16 protein-coding genes and 2 pseudogenes are annotated in these 19438 nt (G+C 55.6%); 8 read left to right on the forward strand and 10 right to left on the reverse strand.

Annotated elements, in window-relative coordinates; translation table 11 throughout:
- From DD606_RS20330 to ytfQ, 3 genes and pseudogenes are all read right to left on the reverse strand, one after another.
- Positions 1-281, reverse strand: a pseudogene (locus tag DD606_RS20330) (ABC transporter permease); the annotation flags it as partial.
- Between the two features lie 10 nt (positions 282-291).
- Entirely contained in the window at positions 292-1794 is a 1503-nt protein-coding gene (gene ytfR / locus DD606_RS20335) for a galactofuranose ABC transporter, ATP-binding protein YtfR (RefSeq protein ID WP_045894190.1), read from the reverse strand.
- 132 nt (positions 1795-1926) lie between these two features.
- Positions 1927-2883: a galactofuranose ABC transporter substrate-binding protein YtfQ gene (ytfQ, locus tag DD606_RS20340; RefSeq protein ID WP_017383924.1), complete on the reverse strand. Its 957-nt coding sequence runs from the start codon at positions 2881-2883 to the stop codon at positions 1927-1929.
- Between the two features lie 309 nt (positions 2884-3192).
- On the opposite strand from ytfQ, the gene ppa reads away from it, so the two are divergent.
- Positions 3193-3723 carry an inorganic diphosphatase gene (gene ppa / locus DD606_RS20345; RefSeq protein ID WP_006810347.1) on the forward strand — a complete coding sequence of 177 codons (531 nt, stop codon included), beginning with the start codon at positions 3193-3195 and terminating at the stop codon, positions 3721-3723.
- 117 nt (positions 3724-3840) lie between these two features.
- Here the strand turns inward: ppa and DD606_RS20350 are convergent, their stop codons facing one another.
- Genes DD606_RS20350 through tamA form a run of 3 tightly spaced genes read right to left on the reverse strand, consistent with a single transcriptional unit; the run spans position 3841 to position 9694 of the window.
- Positions 3841-4185 carry a gamma-glutamylcyclotransferase gene (locus DD606_RS20350; protein WP_017383925.1) on the reverse strand — a complete coding sequence of 115 codons (345 nt, stop codon included), beginning with the start codon at positions 4183-4185 and terminating at the stop codon, positions 3841-3843.
- A 2-nt stretch (positions 4186-4187) separates the two neighbouring features.
- A complete protein-coding gene (gene tamB, locus DD606_RS20355) occupies positions 4188-7964 on the reverse strand; it encodes an autotransporter assembly complex protein TamB (RefSeq protein ID WP_050871447.1) in 3777 nt (1258 codons plus the stop codon).
- A complete protein-coding gene (gene tamA, locus DD606_RS20360; protein ID WP_023315276.1) occupies positions 7961-9694 on the reverse strand; it encodes an autotransporter assembly complex protein TamA in 1734 nt (577 codons plus the stop codon). The genes tamB and tamA overlap by 4 nt, the downstream gene beginning before the upstream one ends.
- Positions 9695-9918: 224 nt before the next feature.
- Between tamA and msrA the strand changes: the two genes are divergently transcribed.
- Positions 9919-10560 (forward strand): peptide-methionine (S)-S-oxide reductase MsrA, encoded by a 642-nt coding sequence (gene msrA / locus DD606_RS20365; RefSeq protein ID WP_003856057.1) that lies wholly within the window; start codon positions 9919-9921, stop codon positions 10558-10560.
- A gap of 211 nt (positions 10561-10771) precedes the next feature.
- A complete protein-coding gene (locus DD606_RS20370; protein ID WP_022650272.1) occupies positions 10772-12109 on the forward strand; it encodes a hemolysin family protein in 1338 nt (445 codons plus the stop codon).
- Between the two features lie 83 nt (positions 12110-12192).
- Here DD606_RS20370 and DD606_RS20375 read toward each other — a convergent pair whose 3' ends face one another.
- Together DD606_RS20375 and DD606_RS20380 are read right to left on the reverse strand one after the other, a co-directional pair.
- Positions 12193-12600, reverse strand: a complete 408-nt coding sequence (locus tag DD606_RS20375; RefSeq protein ID WP_032608366.1) for a hypothetical protein — start codon at positions 12598-12600, stop codon at positions 12193-12195.
- Positions 12601-12935: 335 nt separating this feature from the next.
- Complete coding sequence (locus DD606_RS20380; RefSeq protein WP_003856054.1) at positions 12936-13142, reverse strand: DUF1107 domain-containing protein; 207 nt, start codon at positions 13140-13142, stop codon at positions 12936-12938.
- Positions 13143-13466: 324 nt separating this feature from the next.
- Here DD606_RS20380 and DD606_RS20385 point away from each other — a divergent pair, with 324 nt between their 5' ends.
- A complete protein-coding gene (locus DD606_RS20385) occupies positions 13467-14024 on the forward strand; it encodes a YtfJ family protein (protein WP_022650270.1) in 558 nt (185 codons plus the stop codon).
- Here DD606_RS20385 and cysQ read toward each other — a convergent pair.
- The gene (gene cysQ / locus DD606_RS20390; RefSeq protein WP_003856050.1) at positions 14018-14758 is read right to left on the reverse strand and encodes a 3'(2'),5'-bisphosphate nucleotidase CysQ; all 741 of its coding nucleotides are present in this window, start codon (positions 14756-14758) and stop codon (positions 14018-14020) included. The genes DD606_RS20385 and cysQ overlap by 7 nt on opposite strands.
- Before the next feature lie 190 nt (positions 14759-14948).
- Here cysQ and DD606_RS20395 point away from each other — a divergent pair, with 190 nt between their 5' ends.
- On the forward strand, positions 14949-16892 hold the full coding sequence (locus tag DD606_RS20395; RefSeq protein WP_032608365.1) for a bifunctional 2',3'-cyclic-nucleotide 2'-phosphodiesterase/3'-nucleotidase: 1944 nt from the start codon (positions 14949-14951) through the stop codon (positions 16890-16892).
- 93 nt (positions 16893-16985) lie between these two features.
- Here the strand turns inward: DD606_RS20395 and DD606_RS20400 are convergent, their stop codons facing one another.
- On the reverse strand, positions 16986-17372 hold the full coding sequence (locus DD606_RS20400; protein WP_022650268.1) for a helix-turn-helix domain-containing protein: 387 nt from the start codon (positions 17370-17372) through the stop codon (positions 16986-16988).
- An 84-nt stretch (positions 17373-17456) separates the two neighbouring features.
- Here DD606_RS20400 and DD606_RS20405 point away from each other — a divergent pair, with 84 nt between their 5' ends.
- The 3 genes and pseudogenes from DD606_RS20405 to DD606_RS26500 form a co-directional block, all read left to right on the forward strand.
- Complete coding sequence (locus DD606_RS20405; RefSeq protein ID WP_022650267.1) at positions 17457-18305, forward strand: SDR family oxidoreductase; 849 nt, start codon at positions 17457-17459, stop codon at positions 18303-18305.
- A gap of 81 nt (positions 18306-18386) precedes the next feature.
- Positions 18387-19211: an AraC family transcriptional regulator gene (locus DD606_RS20410; RefSeq protein WP_023315272.1), complete on the forward strand. Its 825-nt coding sequence runs from the start codon at positions 18387-18389 to the stop codon at positions 19209-19211.
- A gap of 75 nt (positions 19212-19286) precedes the next feature.
- A pseudogene (locus DD606_RS26500) lies at positions 19287-19438 on the forward strand (EamA/RhaT family transporter); the annotation flags it as partial.

Consider the following 19438-nt stretch of genomic DNA (forward strand, 5'->3'; position numbering starts at 1 on the left):
CCCGCAATCGCCATTACCGCACCGACGGAGAGGTCGATCCCGCCGGTGGCAATGACCAGCGTCATACCAATCGCCAGCAGCGCCACGGGCGCGGCACGGTTTAAGATGTCGATCGGGCTACCAAACAGGCGGCCATCCTGCACGACGATCTGGAAAAAATGCGGAGCCACCAGGCTATCCACCAGCAGCACCAGCAGCAGCGCCACGATTTGCGGCGTGCCGGTCGGCCAGCTGAAGCGGCGCTTCGCTTCGCCAGTTTGCGAAAGAGAACGGGACATCACATTTGACTCCTTACGCCGCGATGGCATTCATGATCGCCGGAACCGACAGTTTATCCAGCGGGATCTCTGCCACCTGCCTGCGATCGCGCATGATGATGACGCGATCGGCATAGCCGACCAGCTCCTCCAGCTCAGACGAGATCACCAGCAGCGCCAGACCGTCGGCGCAGAGCGTTTCGATAAGCCTGATGATTTCGGCGTGCGCGCCCACGTCGATACCGCGCGTGGGCTCGTCGAGGATCAGGAATTGCGGCTTGGTGAGCAGCCAGCGCGAGAGCAACACCTTCTGCTGATTACCGCCCGAGAGGAACTCGATGGGCTGTTCCGCGCTCGGGGTACGTATACCGAGCTGGCGGATGAAGCGCTCGGCAATCGCGTTCTGCTCGCGCTTAGGGATCGGACGCAGCCAGCCGCGCTGGGCCTGTAGCGCCAGAATGATGTTTTCCCGCACCGAGGCGGCGGCAATAATACCGTCCGTTTTCCTGTCCTCCGGGCAGAAGCCCACGCCGAGGCACGACGCCTGATGCGGTGAACGTAGCGTTTGTAGTTTGCCTTTGATCAGCGCCGTTCCGCTGTCGGCAGGTTTGATCCCGAAGATGACTTCGGCGGTTTCGGTGCGGCCGGAGCCTAACAGACCCGCCAGCCCCACAATTTCACCGGGGCGTACCTCGAGGTTAAACGGCGCGATGGTCCCTTTTCTGCCGTAATCGTGAAACGCGGCGATCGGTTTTTCGCTCAGCAGCGTACGGCCCGCGCGCTGAAGCGCGTTGGTCTCCAGCTCGCGGCCCAGCATCATTTTGACCAGCTCTATCTGCGGCAGCTCGCGGGTTTCCCGGCAGCCGACAAAGCTGCCGTTGCGCAGCACCGTAATACGGTCGCTCACCTCGTAAACCTGATCGAGGAAATGCGTCACGAAAATCAGGCTAACGCCCTGATTACGCAGCTGGCGCATCAGGGTAAAAAGCATCTCCACTTCCTGGGTATCGAGGCTGGCGGTGGGTTCATCGAGGATCAGCACTTTCGCCGAGAGATCGATAGCGCGACAGATCGCCACGATCTGCTGCATCGCCACGGAGAAACGGTTCAGCGGTTCGCGCACGTCGAGAGAGAAGCCATACGATTCCATCAGCTTCGCGGCGCGCGCTTCCATCTCTTTGCGGCGCAGCAGGCCAAAACGTCTGGGCTCGCGGCCAATAAACAGGTTGTCCGCTACCGACATGTTTGGCAGCAGGTTCACTTCCTGGTAGACCGTGCCGATCCCCAGTTGCTGCGCATGCGCGGTGTTTTTGGGCGAAATGGCGTTACCTTCCAGCCAGATAGCGCCGCGATCGGCGTGATAGACCCCGGTCAGGGTTTTAATCAGCGTCGACTTCCCCGCCCCGTTTTCGCCGAGCAACGCCATGATCTCCCCCCGCCGCAGGCTGAAATCAACGTTATCCAGCGCCTTAACGCCAGGGAAAAATTTACTCAGGCCCTCTGTGCGAAGGATTTCCTGGTGTTGTTCGGTGGTCATGGTTTTCCCCTCACCCTGACCCTCTCCCCGGAGGGGAGAGGGGACTATGTCGTGCCCATCTTTAATTTTCTGCCCAACCCGCCCTTTTCCCTCTCCCCTCCGGGGAGAGGGCTAGGGTGAGGGGGCGAGGGCTTAGTAGCCCATATTTTTCTTCTTCTCTAACTCTTCTTTCGCCGTGTCCGGCAGGTAGAGCGTGGATTTGGTGATGGTCAACTTCTCAGGCTGGGTGCCGTCTTTCTTGAATTTCTCCAGCGCATCGAATGCCGGGCCCGCCATATTTGGCGTCAGCTCCACGCTGGCGTTCGCTTCGCCGTCAATCATTGCTTTGTAGATGTCCGGTACGCCGTCGATCGAGCCGGTGAGGATATCTTTGCCCGGCTTCAGGCCCGCTTCTTTGATGGCCTGGATGGCGCCGATCACCATGTCGTCGTTGTGGGCGTAAACCATGCAAATATTTTTGCCGTTATTTTCTGCCTTGATGAAGCTTTCCATGACCTCTTTACCCTTGCTGCGGGTGAAGTCGCCGGACTGAGAACGGATGATTTTGATGTTTGGTGCTTTGGCGATGGCCTCCGCGAAACCTTTCTTACGGTCGATAGCCACGCTCGCTCCGACGGTGCCCTGCAACTCAACCACGTTACACGGCTTGCCATCCACCTGCTTCACCAGCCAGTCACCAATCAGTTTGCCTTCCAGCACGTTATCGGCGGTGACGGTGGTCATATAGAGAGATTTGTCTTTTACGTCGATGGAACGGTCGAGCAGGAAGACCGGAATTTCAGCATCTTTGGCTTCCTTCAGCACCGGCTCCCAGCCCGTAGCGACAACCGGGGCAATAAAGATGGCATCCACGCCCTGAGCGATAAACGAGCGCACCGCTTTAATCTGGTTCTCTTGCTTTTGCTGACCATCGGCGATTTTCAGCGTAATACCGCGCTTTTCGGCCTCACTTTTCGCCACATTCGTTTCAGCGGCGCGCCAGCCGGATTCAGATCCGACCTGCGAAAATCCCACGGTTAAAGGTGCGGCCATCGCCATAGACGACATGGCTGCCGAAACTGCTGTAACAAGAAGTAAGCGCTTCCACATATGAACGTCCTCGTAGGGTAGGTTATTGTTGGTTAAAAGATGTTCCGCGGATGAACTATAGCCAATGGAATATGTTACGGATTGCGTTACATCACACTTCAGAAAAGTGAATAAAACGTTAATCACAAGTTTGTAATCGCTTTCATTTCAACATTTAAAATGCGGCTGAGTTTATGGATTATCCTGTCATGGAAACGGTCTGAAAAGTGAAGGCGCGAGGGAGAGAAGTCGAAAACAGGCGGAGACTTTCAGCGCCAGTTGGCTATAATACCTGCCACTTGTTTACCATCCATTTTAAAGGACACCGACATGAGCTTACTCAACGTCCCTGCGGGTAAAGAACTGCCAGAAGACATCTACGTTGTGATCGAAATCCCGGCCAACGCAGATCCAATCAAATACGAAATCGACAAAGACACCGGTGCGCTGTTCGTTGACCGTTTCATGTCTACCGCCATGTTCTATCCGTGCAACTACGGCTACATCAACCACACTCTGTCTCTGGACGGTGACCCGGTTGACGTACTGGTCCCGACGCCGTACCCATTGCAGCCAGGCTCCGTCATTCGCTGCCGTCCTGTTGGCGTGCTGAAAATGACTGACGAAGCGGGTGAAGATGCGAAACTGGTTGCCGTACCGCACACCAAGCTGAGCAAAGAGTACGATCACATTAAAGATGTGAACGACCTGCCAGAGCTGCTGAAAGCGCAGATCGCCCACTTCTTCGAGCACTACAAAGATCTCGAAAAAGGCAAATGGGTTAAAGTTGAAGGCTGGGATAACGCAGAAGCGGCGAAAGCAGAAATCATCGCCTCTTTCGAGCGTGCTGCTAAGAAGTAATTCTTACTGCTGATACTAAGCCCCGCGCGTCGGGGCTTTTTTGTGCCTTTCGATCCCGGTAACCCGTGCGAATGGGCGCAAAAAAACAACGCCACCTTACGGTGGCGTTGTCGTTTTTCAGAACTGGTCTCTGTCTAACCAGTTACCGCTTTCAATCAGCGTTAACCCGTCGACCGAACGTTGGTACACGTACATCCATGCACTGCCGTAAGGTGTCTGGATCAACTGGCGAGCGTATTCACCGCCCCTGGTGCGCAAGGCATCAAGTTCGGCCAGCGTGGCATTATCAATACGATAAACCTCACCCTGTACCGTTCCGTTCCCCGGAACTGCGCCTGGATAGTGGCCCAGACTGTACAACTGGTAGTTTTCGATTGTGTAATTTCCCAGCAACTGGGCGTTGGTCATCCAGTGGCTGTTGCCTTGCCTGGTTCGTAAACTGCCGTAAACAAATATTCGCATTGCTAAAACTCAAACTGATAGAGCAGATCAAGTGCCTGGTCTACGCCGGACACTGCTTCCAGATATAGCTTAGGCATCAGGCGATAACGTAACGTGAGTGTAGCCAGTGAGTCAAAGATCCCCACGCCATATTTTACCTGTAGACCCGGCAGTACATAGCCGCTGACCACTACCTGCGAAGAGTCACCCACGCCCTGAGTGTCCAGCGCCAGATTGCTTACGCCAAACGTCTCGCCGATTTTACCCACAACCTGACCACTTTGTGCAACCCCCAGACCGACTAACATTGATGTCATTGCCGCACCATCGCCCTGTTGGCTATCCAGACCCTGGCCGCGCAGCAGGTAAGAGAGCGCTTCCTGTTGCGACATGGCTGGGTCAGAGAAGATCTCTGCCTTAGGTTCATCGGCGGAGCCCGTCACGCGCACGCCCGCAATCACATCATCTTCGGTGGCTTCCGGGTTACGTATCGCTTCGATATTGAGTACCGGCTGATCCGGTGGACCGGAGAACAGCAGCTCGCCTTTACGCACAATCAAATCCTGACCGTAGGCATGGAAGCGCCCTTCAGGAATATTGATTTGTCCATTGAGGCCAAGCCCCTGTTGATCCTGCGCCACTTTCAGGTCACCCGTGAGTCTCGCCTTCAGCCCAAACGCGTCCAAACGCACGTTATTCCCCACGTGCACGATAAGATTACTATTGATCGGTATGCCAGCGCTCTTCTGTTCAACAGGTTTCAGATTTTCATTGAGCATAACTTCATCACTGGAGACGCCAACCGCGCTTTCCGGCACTTCGTGAACCACGATGCGCGCCCACGGTACGTCAACACGGCCGTCCAGGGTGAAGAGACTCGGCGTTGCCTCAAAGACCACGTCTGGCGACACGTCCAGGCGCACCATCGGCGGTACCGTGATACGCACCCTGCTGCCCTTGGCCGCAATACGGGCGCGCCAGTTGTCGAGCTGGCTCCAGTCTGCGTCACCGCTCAGGTTGATTTGTCCCTGCTGCGTCAGCACTGAGCCACTGAGGGTTGAGCTTTGGCCGTTAAAGTTCATCGTCAGCTGGCTTGGCTGCATATCGAACGGCATAAAGTTACCGTCAATGTCCACGCCGTTTAACCGCATCTGGCCAAACAGCTGCGGGCTTTGCCCATCCCCCGCCAGACGCAGGTTGGCGCTGAGCATCCCCGCCGCCTTTTCTCCCCGCGAGAAGATCGGATTCACCATCGCCAGGTTGAAGTTGCGAATATTGACGTTGCCGCCGAGATTGCGCCGTCCTTGCGGATCGGTAATTTGCACCTGTCCATCAAACTGACCGTTGTTGGTCAGGCGGATCAGCCATCCCAGTTCAGCACGATTGTTACGCAGGTCAGCGTTCACATTCAGGGTGTCGAACGCTACCGGCAGCGGCGCGTCATTGACCTCCTGCGTCACCTTCACGTTACGCCCGGAGAGCGTAACGCTGCCCTGCGGCAGCCCCTCTTTGGTGGTGTCCCACGCGACGTCCGCTTTACCGCTGAAGACCCCGCTGGCCTGGGTGGTTTCCGGCATAAACGGTTTCAGCATCGCCAGGTCGAAACGGTTGAGGTTGATCTGCGCGCGTCCTTCCGCGCCCGCATCAATGGTCTGCGGCACGCACAGCTCAGCATTCGGGTTGGTCCAGCAGTGTGGCCCAATGCTTAACTTTTGCTCCGCATTGCGGTAGTCCAGCGCGATGGATCGGGACAGCACCAGCGGGCCGACCGGCGTGCTGAAGCGGGTGTTATCCAGTACGCCCTTCCAGCGCGTTGCCTGGCGATCAAAACTGCCCGTCAGGTGCAGCTGCCCGGAGACCGGCTCGCCCTGCACGCGCAGCTGGAGATCGTGCTGCTTTTCGTTACCTTTTGCCGCCAGCGTGACCAGACTGATGTTCACGTCCGGCTGCGAGATACGCTCCACGCGCAGGTCCAGGTTTCCGCCGATCTGATCGGTGGATTTCACGTCCCCTTCGATGCGCACGCGGGCAATGGAAAGTTCCTGCCAGCGCAGGTTATTAGCGGTGATGTCCGCCAGCAGCTGCGGCGCCTCCACCGTACCGCGAACCTTCACTAACCCCTTCGCCGTGCCGCCAAGACCCGGCAGGGCGTTATCGAGATTTGGCGCGTCGATGGTGGCATCCAGATCGAGATCTTTCACCCCCAGCTCGCCTTTGATATCTGCCGTGTTGCGGCCCAGCGCCACGTGCAGGCCCGGGATCACCCACTGGAGATAGCTGTTGCCCTTAAGCGAGCCCTCTACGTTGACTTTGTTCTGCTTCACGTTGCCGGTGAGCTTGAGTTCCGGCACGTCCATCTGCCAGGTGCCACCGTACAGGCTACCGCGGGTTTTGATCAGGCCATCCAGTTTTGACGGCCAGTCCGGGACCTCTTTAGCGGTGTTGATCCCGGTCAGCTTCAGCTCGCCGCGCCAGCTGATCGCCTGCTGCCAGTCGAGCAGCGCGGTCAGCTCTGTTTTTCCTTCCAGCGCCGCCACGGTCAGCTTGTCGAGGTTAACCTGCAACTCGTTACCCTTCGCATCCAGGGTGATATCGGCGGGCGGTACCCCCTGCCCCTTCACTGCCGTGCGGAACGACAGCGTGTAGTCGGTCATTTTGCCACTCAGCTTCAGCTTCAGATCGTCAGCCTGGAACTGTTTTTCGCCGGTGAACGGCCAGTAAAGCTGCTTGCTGACAACCTCAAGGTTGAGCGGTAAACCGGCCTCTGCCAGCTGGGTTTGCCCGCGCAGCACCATATCCACCGGTCCGGAAAGGTTCACGCCGAACTCCAGCTTCTCACGCAGCGCGCCGCCGACCTTCACCTTCACCTTTTCGCCCTTCAGCGGATCGATGTTCAGGGCGCTGTTCAGCGTAATATCCACCGGCCAGTTGTCGCGCAGCAGCGCATTGCCTGAGGCGTTCACCGAGCCCTGACTGGAGTCGATATCCAGCGCGTCGAGCTTCATGTTGCCGTCGATACTGCTGACTTTAAGCAGCATGTTGTAGACCGTCAGATCGGTATCGCCGGTCAGACGCAACTGCTCGCCCTTAAACTCTTCGATATTGAGGTTCAGCGGCAGATGCACGTCGGTCATCTCCGGCAGAACCGGTTTCGAGAAGAGATCTTTCAGCGTTTCACCCAGCGGTTTTTCTTCCGGCTGCGGGTTCTGGATCTTCGGCTCGACGATCTCTTCCTGCGCCACGTCGGCCACCTTCGGCAGCGCAATCAGCAGCCCTTGCAGGGAGGTTGGGGTCAGGGTGAGGTTTTTCTCCTGCCAGCGCAGACCGGAGGTGAAATCCATCACGGATACCGTCGTATCGTCGATTTTGATATTGACGTTATCCAGCGCAACCCGGTAGAGCGCAATCGGGTACGGCGTGGAGAGATTCAGCGGGCCGCTGTCCTCTTCTTCGACAGGCTCAGACTTCGGCATTTTTTTGGAATCTATCGCCACGTTAACGTCTTTTAGCGACAGATCGTTTACGCACAGCTGGCTGTCACGCAGGCAGCCGAGCTTGACCGCCAGATGAAACTCGCCCGCGTTCACCGCCACGCCGGGCTGTTCGTAACGGATATTTTTCAGGCGCAGATCGCGCCAGCCGCCCGTTACCTGGCCGATTTCCAGCCCTGGCACCCAGCGGTTCGCGGCGTTAAACAGCAGATGCAGGCCCGTGGTGGTGCCCACCAGAAACGCCACCGTACCGAGCAGTAATACGATAAAAATCAGCACCCCGAGGCTTATCTTCTTCCATAAACTCATAATTCAGGCCCCAGACCGATGTAAAACTGTAAACCGTGTTCGTCTTTGTCGCCCACCGGAACGGCGAAATCGAGCTTGATTGGCCCGACCGGTGACTGCCAGCGCACGCCTACGCCCGCGCCGGTTTTGAAATCGCTGCGGCGGATATCGTTCACCGCTTCACCGCCGTCAACGAACATCGCCCCCCACCACTTGCCGCTGACGTTGTACTGGTACTCCAGCGAGCCGGTCGCCAGTTTTGACGCCCCGGTCAACTGGCCTTTGTCGTTTTCAGGTGAGATCGATTTGTACTTATACCCGCGAATGCTGCGGTCGCCCCCGGCGAAGAAGCGCAGATCCGGCGGGACGCGTTCGAAATCACCGGTTTCGATCCAGCCGAGATTACCGCGCATCACAAAGCGGTGTTTGTCGTACAGCGTGCGGATCCAGACGTTTTGCGCCTGAAAGACGGAGAAGTCTACGTCGGAGCCCCACGCAGTGTTGGAGTAATCGATGGAGTAGCGCTGAGAGTCGCCCCAGGTCGGCATCAGGCCACCGCGCGAGCGGGTACGGCTGATCATCACGCCCGGATAAAGCAGCATGGTGGTGTTGGTAACGTTTGCCTGGGTAAAGTGGTCGAGGCTCCAGCGCAGGTTAATGGCGCGCTGCCAGCCGCTGGAGAGATCCCAGAAGCGTGATACCGCAAGCGTCGTCGAGTCCTGCTCGGTATCGTTCAAATCGGTACGCTTAAAGCCGCCCTGCACGAGGTAGTATTGCTCAAGCGGATTTTTCAGCAGCGGCATTTTATAGCTGAAGTCCAGCTGCTGTTCAGGCGCAGACAGGCTCACGCTGGTGGTCAGGCTGTGGCCGTAGGAGTTCATCCACGGTTTTTTCCACGAGGCTTTCACGCGCGGGCCGACGTCCGTGGAGTAGCCGACACCGGTCTCAATGGTGTTTTCGGTGCGCGGAGAGACCACGCCATGCAGCGGTAACACTTTCGTTTTACGGGATTTTTCAAATTCCGGTGCTACGACCACGGAGTTAAACCAGCCCGTCGCGGACAAACGACGGTTCAGCTCGCCCAGATCGCTGGACTGGTAGTAGTCGCCCTTTTTAAACGGCACCAGGTTTTGCAGATACTCATCACGGATTTGCGATCCTTCGAAGGTCACATCGCCAAACCGGTAGCGCTCGCCGCTGTCGTAATCGATATCCCAGAATGCCTGACGTCGCTCAAGCGCAACGCCTAGCTGGCTTTTGTTGAACTGGCTGTCGAAGTAGCCTTTGCGCAGCGAAACGCTGGTTAATGATTTTTTAAAACGATCGTAATCCCCGTGATTGAGCACAGTGCCCACTTTCGGACGGGTGCTGAGCAGATCCAGGTAGTCACGATCCGTGCGCGCGCCGCCGCGCAGCACCACGTTCGTGCCGCCAATCAGGACGGGTTCGCCCGGCGAGACGCGGGCAATCAACACCTGACGTCCTTTTGCCGGCGGCGGGCGTAAATCGAAATCGATGGTGGGTTCGTAGTACCCCAACGCCTTTAAGCCTTCGCGAATGGCGTCATCCACGCGCGCGCGAAAACGCCGATCCGGCGTGACCTCATCGCTCTGGATAGTAGAAAGCTGCGCACGCACGTTTTTTTCCAGCGCCCCGGATAACCCCTCAACCTGCAAACGGACATTCGCCGCGCTGGCAATCCCGCTGGTCAGCAGTAAGCTGACTAAACATAACTGGCGGATCTTTGTCACGTTTTCTCCTGAATATCCCTGTTTCCACCCTGGAAGCAAATGCAGTGCCGCTCCGCGGCAAAATACGGCCTGAAAGCCAAAAACCCAAATTACGGGTTGAAAAAGGGTGTAACACCCAAATATTTCTTATGATTAAATCTAGACTCATTCATCGCATTTATTGTGTTCAATTAAACGCTTCGTGACAACCTTAACCGAAACAACGCTACCCCGGAGGCCCCACCGTGAGTTTATTTGATAAAAAGCATCTGGTATCACAAGCCGATGCGTTACCGGGACGCAACACCCCTATGCCAGTGGCGACATTACACGCCGTAAACAACCATTCAATGACAAACGTTCCTGATGGAATGGAGATCGCCCTGTTTGCCATGGGCTGCTTCTGGGGCGTAGAACGCCTGTTCTGGCAACTGCCGGGCGTGTACAGCACCGCTGCGGGCTACACCGGAGGATATACGCCTAACCCAACCTACCGCGAAGTCTGTTCCGGTGAGACCGGTCATGCTGAAGCGGTGCGTGTGGTGTATGACCCGAGCGTCATTAGCTATGAACAGCTGCTCCAGGTGTTCTGGGAAAACCATGACCCGGCGCAGGGCATGCGTCAGGGTAACGATCACGGCACCCAATACCGTTCGGCCATCTACCCGCTCACCCCAGAGCAGGAGGCCGCGGCCCACGCCAGCCTGACGCGTTTCCAGGAAGCGATGCAGGCGGCCGGTGATAAACGTCAGGTCACGACGGAAATCGCTACCGCGAAACCGTTCTACTATGCCGAAGACGACCACCAGCAGTACCTGCATAAAAATCCGTACGGCTACTGCGGCATTGGCGGCATCGGCGTCTGTCTGCCTCCACAACAGGACTGATTACGGCTTCAGCGCCACGCGAGCCGCGTGGCGCACAGCCTCTCCCTCCGGCCACTTTTTGCCGGAAACGTGACCTCTGGCAGGTTTACACGTCTTTACGCTATACTACCGCTGAAATAATCGGCTCAACGCTACGAGCTGACTTCAATGTGTCTTCACACGAATGGTATCAACTCCCCTTCTGAGGATCTGGCGAGAAGCCGGATAAACTATGTTAAACAGTATTTTAGTAATACTTTGTCTTATTGCCGTCAGTGCATTTTTCTCGATATCGGAGATCTCGCTGGCTGCCTCCCGTAAAATCAAACTGAAGCTGCTTGCCGACGAGGGCAACATCAACGCATCACGCATTCTGAAAATGCAGGAAAACCCCGGCATGTTCTTTACCGTGGTGCAGATTGGCCTGAACGCGGTCGCCATTCTTGGCGGTATCGTGGGTGATGCAGCGTTTTCTCCGGCGTTTTATGGCCTCTTTGTTAAGTACATGTCCGTAGAGCTGGCCGAGCAGTTGAGCTTCATCCTCTCCTTCTCCCTGGTGACCGGCTTGTTCATTTTATTCGCGGACCTGACCCCGAAACGCATCGGTATGATTGCGCCAGAAGCTGTGGCTTTGCGTATCATCAACCCGATGCGCTTCTGCCTTTATGTCTTCCGTCCGCTGGTGTGGTTCTTTAACGGCCTGGCGAACGTCATTTTCCGCATCTTCAAGCTGCCGATGGTGCGTAAAGACGACATCACCTCCGATGATATTTATGCCGTGGTGGAAGCCGGGGCGCTGGCAGGCGTGCTGCGCAAGCAGGAGCACGAGCTGATTGAGAACGTTTTCGAACTGGAATCCCGTACCGTGCCGTCCTCCATGACCGGCCGTGAAAACATTATCTGGTTCGATCTGCATGAAGACGAGCAGAGCCTGAAGACCAAAGTGGCGCAGCATCCACATTCCAAGTTCCTGGTCTGTAACGAAGATATCGACCATATCATCGGCTATGTGGACTCCAAAGACCTGCTGAACCGCGTGCTGGCAAACCAGAGCCTGGCGCTGAACAGCGGCGTGCAGATCCGCAACACCCTGATTGTGCCGGACACCCTGACGCTCTCCGAAGCGCTGGAAAGTTTCAAAACCGCCGGGGAAGACTTCGCGGTGATCATGAACGAATACGCGCTGGTGGTGGGCATTATCACCCTCAACGACGTTATGACGACCCTGATGGGCGACCTGGTCGGCCAGGGGCTGGAAGAGCAGATTGTTCAGCGTGACGAAAATTCATGGCTCATCGATGGCGGTACGCCGATTGAAGACGTCATGCGCGTGCTCGACATCGACGAGTTCCCGCAGTCCGGAAACTACGAGACCATCGGCGGCTTTATGATGTTTATGCTGCGTAAAATCCCGAAACGTACCGACTCAGTGAAGTTCTCCGGCTTCAAGTTTGAAGTGGTGGATATTGATAACTACCGCATCGATCAGCTGCTGGTAACGCGTATTGATAGCAAACCGACCGTGCTGGTGCCGAAACTGCCGGATGCGGAAGAGAAGGTGTCGGCGTAATTTATGAAGGGCAGCGTTGAGCTGCCCTTTTTGTTTTAAAACGGAAGCTGCCGTTTATGTAATTTAAATAATTTTTTAAGTCCTTAGAAGGGGGACGAATTGAGATAAATAAAGGCAGAGCCTACGATATTATTAAATTTAAAAATATCCCCGCTTACTTTAAGAAAAATCGTTCTGTCTTCAATGCTAACTTTCACGCCAGGATCGGTGGTGACAAGGAAAGGTTCATAACCATTTTTAATGTCTTCTAAAAAAACTTCATCGGTCTTTTGTGCCGTGTAAAGATAATATTTATATACGAAAGAAGTCGTCGCACCCGCGCTGCTTTCCGTGATATACAACATAGACTTATCAACTACGGCATGCCGATAAACTATAGTCTGTTCAAGGTAAAAAAAGTCACCAAGCATGCGCCAAATCCCATATCCTATGGTAGCTAACATAAATAACACAAATATATTCTTATTTTTAAAAACCAGATCTCGATGCATAATTATTCCATTTATTTTCCATGCGTAACGGCTTCCCTTCTCAGCCAACAGTTAAAGCTGACCTTTTTACAACTCGCTTATAAAAAGTATAGGGGTATTGTTTATGCCATGGATAATAAGTCCAATAGTGATCCAAGTTTTTAATGTTTTATATCAATTTTTAGCACTGAAAAAGATTTTAAGAAAAACTTCATCAATTCATGGTTATGCCCGTTAATACAAATAACGCCAAGTCAAAACTATCTGCTTCAGGGTATGTCTCTGGACTGGCCCTACAAACATCAACGGCTCCCATTGGGAGCCGTCTTTTTAACAACTACTGCATAGCACGTTGGTTAAGCCATCTCAGTTTGCAGACGCATAACCTGACGGTTGACTTCGGACATCACAGACAAGTGCTGTTTGTCCTTCACTTTCGGGATAAGGATTTTGCCCTTATCGAACTCAAAAGCGCCAACATCCTTGATGTACAACCGTCCACGGAACAGGATCTTCACGTACTTCGCCACCTGAAGCGGGTTGTAGCGTTGGAAAATTTTCATTCTTGTATCTCCTGCGAATCATACGCTCTTGCGGTGCCACAATCGGCCCGACTGTCCTGAGCGCAAATTTTGATGCCCAATGACTATAGACCAGAACCTCGTACTTACCCAGTGTGCATAAGTTTATTTACCGTTTGATTACAATTATTCAGAATAATCTTTGCAAAGCGTGATACAGCGCAGTATATGCCGTCGTTTTTGCATAGATATGTGCGTTCGCCCGCAAACTGGCATCGGGATTGCGGGAAAAGCCTATTGATCGCACTTATGATTAAAAGCGCATGACCAAGTGGTCGGATCACCTGCTAACAATAAGGAAACACCATGACCCTACGTAACCTCCTGGCAGCAGCTTGCCTGTTGCTGCCGCTGATGGCTTCCGCACACAACATTGAAAAAGGACAACGTGTCCCGCCGGTCGGGATTGCTGACCGGGGAGAATTGATTCTCGACAATGATAAGTTTAGCTATAAAGCCTGGAATAGCGCGCAGCTTGCGGGCAAAGTGAGAGTTGTACAACATATTGCCGGACGTACATCCGCTAAAGAGAAAAACGCTACCCTCGTGGAGGCGATCAAGGCCGCAAAACTCCCGCACGATCGCTACCAGACCACTACCATCGTGAACACCGACGACGCCATTCCCGGCTCCGGCATGTTTGTGCGCTCAAGCCTTGAGAGCAATAAGAAGCTCTATCCCTGGTCGCAGTTTATTGTCGACAGCAACGGCGTGACGCGTAAGGCGTGGCAGCTGGAAGAGGAGAGTTCAGCGATTGTCGTGCTGGACAAAAACGGTCGCGTAGAGTGGGTTAAAGACGGCGCGCTGACGCAGGATGAGGTGCAGCAGGTGGTTGCCCTGCTGCATAAGCTGCTGACTCAGTAAAGTGACACCCGGAAGCCCGGATTCAGGAATGACTCGCGCGGGGTGTAGTCCAGTGGCTTACCCTGCCAGTCATGCACATGCGCGCCAGCGGCCGCCGCCACCGCATGCCCTGCCGCCGTATCCCAGACGTTCGTCGGCCCGAAACGTGGGTACAGCTGCGCCTGCCCTTCCGCCACCAGACAGAACTTCAGCGACGAGCCAATCGACGTCGTCTGGTGTTCACCCAGCTGTTGCAGATACTCCTCCAGCTCGCTGTCACTGTGCGAGCGGCTGATCACCACCAGCGGAGGACGGGCATCACGCACCTGGATCTGCTTACGCACGCCGCACTCTTCCTTCCAGGCTTTACCTTCCGCCGCGCTGTACATCACCTTCATCACCGGGGCATAAACCACGCCCAGTACCGCTTTCCCGTTTTCAATCAGAGCGATGTTGACGGTGAATTCACCGTTACGCTTGATAAACTCTTTCGTGCCGTCCAGCGGGTCGACAAGCCAGTAACGCTGCCAGTGCTGACGTTCATCCCAGCTCTGGGGCGCTTCTTCAGAAAGGACCGGAATATCCGGCGTCAGGGCCTGCAAACCTTTCAGGATCACTGCATGCGCCGCGATATCCGCCGCCGTCACCGGGGAGTCATCCGCTTTGCTGACAACATCCATCGGTTTCGCACCGTCGTACACCTGCATAATGGCATCACCCGCATCCCGTGCGAGCTGACAAATTTTATCTAACATTCTCCACCTCTTCGTTAACGCAGTGGGCATAACTTATTGTTTTAGTTATATCGTAATGTGAACAATTCCGCTATCTGTGAAGCAATTCTGGTTTCAGCGCCCTTTTTTCTGGCAGCATTCACACTTCTGTAAGCAACAAATACTACATACATATTCTTTTGTGGCTTGGATCGAAAAAAGGACTCCTCAGATGATTAAGTTTAGCGCAACGCTCCTGGCAACGCTGATTGCGGCAAGCGTTCAGGCAGCGACGGTGGATCTCCGTATTCTGGAAACCACCGATCTGCACAGCAATATGATGGACTTCGATTACTACAAAGATACCCCTACGGAAAAATTCGGACTGGTACGCACGGCAAGTTTGATCAACGCCGCCCGCGGTGAAGTGAAAAACAGCGTGCTGGTCGATAACGGGGACTTAATTCAGGGCAGCCCGCTCGGCGACTACATGGCGGCGAAGGGGCTGAAAAAAGGCGAGATCCACCCTGTCTATAAAGCGATGAACACCCTGGATTATGCGGTTGGCAACCTGGGCAACCACGAATTTAACTACGGCCTGAAATACCTGCACGACGCGCTGGCAGGGGCAAAATTCCCGTACGTTAACGCCAATATCATCGACGTTAAGACGAAGAAGCCGCTCTTCACCCCTTATCTGATTAAAGAGACCGAGGTTGTCGACCAGGACGGTAAAAAACAGACGCTGAAAATCGGCTATATCGGTTTTGTACCGCCGCAGATCATGACGTGGGATAAAGCCAACCTCGACGGGAAAGTAACCGTCAACGACATTACCGAAACCGCGCGCAAATACGTGCCGGAGATGCGGGCGAAAGGGGCGGATGTGGTGGTCGTCGTGGCACACTCCGGCCTCTCGGCCGACCCGTATCAGGTGATGGCTGAGAACTCCGTGTACTATCTCAGCCAGGTGCCGGGCGTGGATGCGATCCTGTTTGGTCACGCCCATGCCGTCTTCCCGGGTAAAGATTTCGCTGATATCAAAGGCGCGGACATCGAAAAAGGGACGCTCAACGGTGTGCCATCGGTGATGCCGGGCATGTGGGGTGACCACCTTGGCGTGGTGGATCTGGTGCTGAATAACGACAGCGGAAGCTGGAAAGTCACGCAGTCGAAAGCGGAAGCGCGTCCGATCTACGACGCAGCGGCCAAAAAATCTCTGGCAGGGGAAGATAAAAAGCTGGTCGACGTCCTGAAGCATGACCACGACGCGACGCGTGAATTTGTCAGCAAGCCGATCGGTAAATCGGCTGATAACATGTACAGCTTCCTCGCGCTGGTACAGGATGACCCGACCGTGCAGGTAGTCAACATGGCGCAGAAAGCCTATGCGGAGCACTATATTCAGGGCGATCCGGATCTGGCAAATCTGCCGGTACTGTCTGCCGCGGCGCCATTCAAAGTGGGCGGACGTAAGAACGATCCGGCCAGTTACGTTGAGGTGGAAAAAGGCCAGCTGACCTTCCGTAATGCCGCCGATCTCTACCTCTATCCCAACACACTCGTGGTGGTGAAAGCCACCGGGAAAGAGGTGAAGGAGTGGCTGGAGTGCTCTGCCGGACAGTTCAACCAGATCGATCCGCACAGCAGCAAACCGCAGTCGCTGATTAACTGGGACGGTTTCCGCACCTACAACTTCGACGTGATCGACGGCGTGGATTATCAGATTGACGTTACCCAGCCCGCGAAATATGACGGCGAATGTCAGGCCATTAATCCGCAGGCAGAACGCATCAAAAACCTAACCTTCAACGGCAAAGCGATTGATCCTAATGCCACTTTCCTGGTGGTGACCAACAACTACCGCGCCTATGGCGGCAAGTTTGCCGGTACGGGTGACAGCCATATCGCCTTTGCCTCACCGGATGAGAACCGTTCGGTGCTGGCGGCGTGGATCAGCGCGGAGTCGAAAAAGGCGGGTGAAATTCATCCGGCGGTGGATAACAACTGGCGTCTGGCACCGATCCACAGCGACACTAAGCTGGATATTCGCTTTGAGACATCTCCGTCCGATAAAGCAGCCGCGTTTATCAAGGATAAGGCGCAGTATCCGATGCAAAAGGTCGCGACGGATGATATTGGGTTCGCGATTTATCAGGTGGATTTGAGCAGGTAGCGATGATTGTGCCGGGTGGCGGCTTCGCCTTACCCGGCCTACCCGCAATCCTCGATCCCGTAGGCCGGGTAAGCGCAAGCGCCACCCGGCATTTCATGCCGCACGCTCGTCCCTATTCGCCATCACCTGCGGCGTATTGACCTCAATCCAGTCGGCCAGCGCGGCCACCTTCTCGCTTACCTCCCGCCCCAGCGGCGTCAGGCTATACTCCACATGCGGCGGCACGACCGGATACGACACGCGATCGACAAACCCGTCATGTTCCAGCGCCTGTAAAGACTGAGCCAGCATCTTCTCGCTGACGCCGCCCATCTTGCGGCGCAGATCGCTGAAGCGATGCGTCCCCTGACGTAACGCCACCAGGATCAGCACGCCCCAGCGGCTGGTTACGTGTTTGAGCACCTCCCGTGACGGGCACTGTTCCGCAAAGAGGTTGCCATCGCGCATTTGCTCGCTGAGCGTTGGTATTGTTGTTTTCATACTTACCTTTTTGTACGTACTTACTAAAAGTTAGTTATGGTGATAGTGTGCCACAACACCAGACAAACACGAAGGAGATTCATCATGATCGCGATTACCGGCGCAACCGGCCAGCTTGGCCAACACGTTATTGAAGAACTGCTGAAAACCGTTCCGGCCAGCCAGATCGTGGCTATTGTGCGTAACCTGGCGAAAGCCGAAGCGTTGCGTCAGCAAGGGGTCGTTGTGCGTCAGGCGGATTACACCGATGAAGCCGCATTTACCACCGCGCTGAACGGCGTGGATAAACTACTGCTCATCTCCTCCAGCGAAGTGGGCCAGCGCGCCGTACAGCACCAGAACGTGATAAACGCCGCCAAAGCCGCCGGGGTGAAATTCATCGCCTATACCAGCCTGCTGCATGCTGACAAATCCCCGCTGGGTCTGCACGTTGAGCACGTCGAAACCGAAAATGCCCTGGCGGCCTCCGGCGTGCCTTACGCCCTGCTGCGCAACGGCTGGTACACCGAAAACTACCTGGCAAGCGCGCCGCCAGCGCTGGAACACGGCGTGTTTATGGGGGCCGCAGGCGAAGGCAAAATTGCCTCTGCGACCCGTGCGGATTACGCGGCGGCGGCAGCGAAAGTGATTTCTGAAGAGGGTCATGCCGGCAAGGTGTATGAACTGGCGGGTGATAATGCCTGGACGCTGAGCGAACTGGCTGCGGAACTGAGCAAGCAGAGCGGTAAGCCGGTAACGTATCAGAACCTCAGCGAAGCCGATTTCGCCGCTGCGCTGAAGGGCGTTGGTCTGCCTGCCGGGCTGGCGGAAATGCTGGCGGACTCCGACACCGGCGCGTCCAAAGGCGGCCTGTTCGACGACAGCCATACCCTGAGCAAGCTCATTGGCCGCCCAACCACACCGCTGGCGGAAAGCGTCAAAGCCATCCTGTAGTTGTTAAAAATTGGTTATTTTTTGTGGCGTCCCCTCGGGTCATCTCTGATAATGAAGCGATGACCCACAAGGAGGCTCACCGTGCAAGGCGTACCGGAACAGTTCACTGATGAGAGAGACAGCGCGCGCTTTCGCCATCTGGCGCAGCTGCCGGGCCTGGAGCTTTATCACGCCCATATCTCTGACTACGCCTTCGAGCCGCACACTCATGAAGCCTTCGGTATCGGCACCATCGAAACCGGTGCCGAACGCTTCCGCTATCGCGGTACCCAGCATCTTGCCGCGGAAAAATCCGTCGTGACCATGAACCCGGACGAGATCCACACCGGGGAATCCGCCACTGAAGGCGGCTGGCGCTACCGGATGGTCTACATCGAACCCGACCTGCTGGAAGAGGTCACTGGCCTGCGTCACTGGTGGTTTAGCGACGTCACGCGTCACGATCCGCTGCGCTCGCAACAGATAGGCCAGTTGATTTATGGCCTGTGGCACACGGACGATCCGCTGGCGCAGAAGGGGCTGCTACTGGATTTGATTCAGACTTTTCAGCCGCTGGCCCACCATGCGCCGGTGGTGCAGGAGGCCACGCACCGCTTCGAACGCGTTCGCGACTACCTGCACGACAACTATATGCGCTCGCTGACCCTGGACGAGCTGGCTAACGTTGTCTCGCTCAGCCCGTACCATTTTCAGCGCCAGTTCAAAGCCCATTTCCACGTTACGCCCCACCAGATGCTGATGGCCATCCGGCTGTGGCGCGCCAAAGCATTCCTCACCCATGGCATGCCTGCCGCCGAGGTGGCCGCCGCGACCGGGCTGACCGATCAGTCGCACCTGACCCGCGCCTTCACCCGTCGCTACGGCATCACGCCCGTGCGCTACCAGAAACAGGTTATGCCGCGCTAATGCGCAACCTCATACAATACGCGCCCGTTTTGCCCTCCTACACTGAGCGCAAAGTGAATCAAGATGGATGGAAAAATGATTAGCGGCGTGTTGTATGCCCTGCTTGCGGGTTTGATGTGGGGGCTGATTTTTGTCGGCCCGCTGATTGTGCCGGAGTACCCGGCAATATTGCAGTCGACCGGACGTTACCTGGCGCTGGGGCTGATTGCCGTGCCGCTGGCGTGGCT

Source organism: Enterobacter cloacae complex sp. GF14B (assembly GCF_004136805.1).
Lineage (GTDB): Bacteria > Pseudomonadota > Gammaproteobacteria > Enterobacterales > Enterobacteriaceae > Enterobacter > Enterobacter hormaechei_C.

Excerpts from the sequence above, each read along its gene's own strand:
- ytfR (WP_045894190.1), bottom strand. The coding sequence starts at position 1,794 with ATGACCACCGAACAACACCAGGAAATCCTTCGCACAGAGGGCCTGAGT.
- ytfQ (WP_017383924.1), bottom strand. The coding sequence starts at position 2,883 with ATGTGGAAGCGCTTACTTCTTGTTACAGCAGTTTCGGCAGCCATGTCG.
- ppa (WP_006810347.1), top strand. The coding sequence starts at position 3,193 with ATGAGCTTACTCAACGTCCCTGCGGGTAAAGAACTGCCAGAAGACATC.
- DD606_RS20350 (WP_017383925.1), bottom strand. The coding sequence starts at position 4,185 with ATGCGAATATTTGTTTACGGCAGTTTACGAACCAGGCAAGGCAACAGC.
- tamB (WP_050871447.1), bottom strand. The coding sequence starts at position 7,964 with ATGAGTTTATGGAAGAAGATAAGCCTCGGGGTGCTGATTTTTATCGTA.
- DD606_RS20370 (WP_022650272.1), top strand. The coding sequence starts at position 10,772 with ATGTTAAACAGTATTTTAGTAATACTTTGTCTTATTGCCGTCAGTGCA.
- DD606_RS20375 (WP_032608366.1), bottom strand. The coding sequence starts at position 12,600 with ATGCATCGAGATCTGGTTTTTAAAAATAAGAATATATTTGTGTTATTT.
- DD606_RS20380 (WP_003856054.1), bottom strand. The coding sequence starts at position 13,142 with ATGAAAATTTTCCAACGCTACAACCCGCTTCAGGTGGCGAAGTACGTG.
- DD606_RS20385 (WP_022650270.1), top strand. The coding sequence starts at position 13,467 with ATGACCCTACGTAACCTCCTGGCAGCAGCTTGCCTGTTGCTGCCGCTG.
- cysQ (WP_003856050.1), bottom strand. The coding sequence starts at position 14,758 with ATGTTAGATAAAATTTGTCAGCTCGCACGGGATGCGGGTGATGCCATT.
- DD606_RS20395 (WP_032608365.1), top strand. The coding sequence starts at position 14,949 with ATGATTAAGTTTAGCGCAACGCTCCTGGCAACGCTGATTGCGGCAAGC.
- DD606_RS20400 (WP_022650268.1), bottom strand. The coding sequence starts at position 17,372 with ATGAAAACAACAATACCAACGCTCAGCGAGCAAATGCGCGATGGCAAC.
- DD606_RS20405 (WP_022650267.1), top strand. The coding sequence starts at position 17,457 with ATGATCGCGATTACCGGCGCAACCGGCCAGCTTGGCCAACACGTTATT.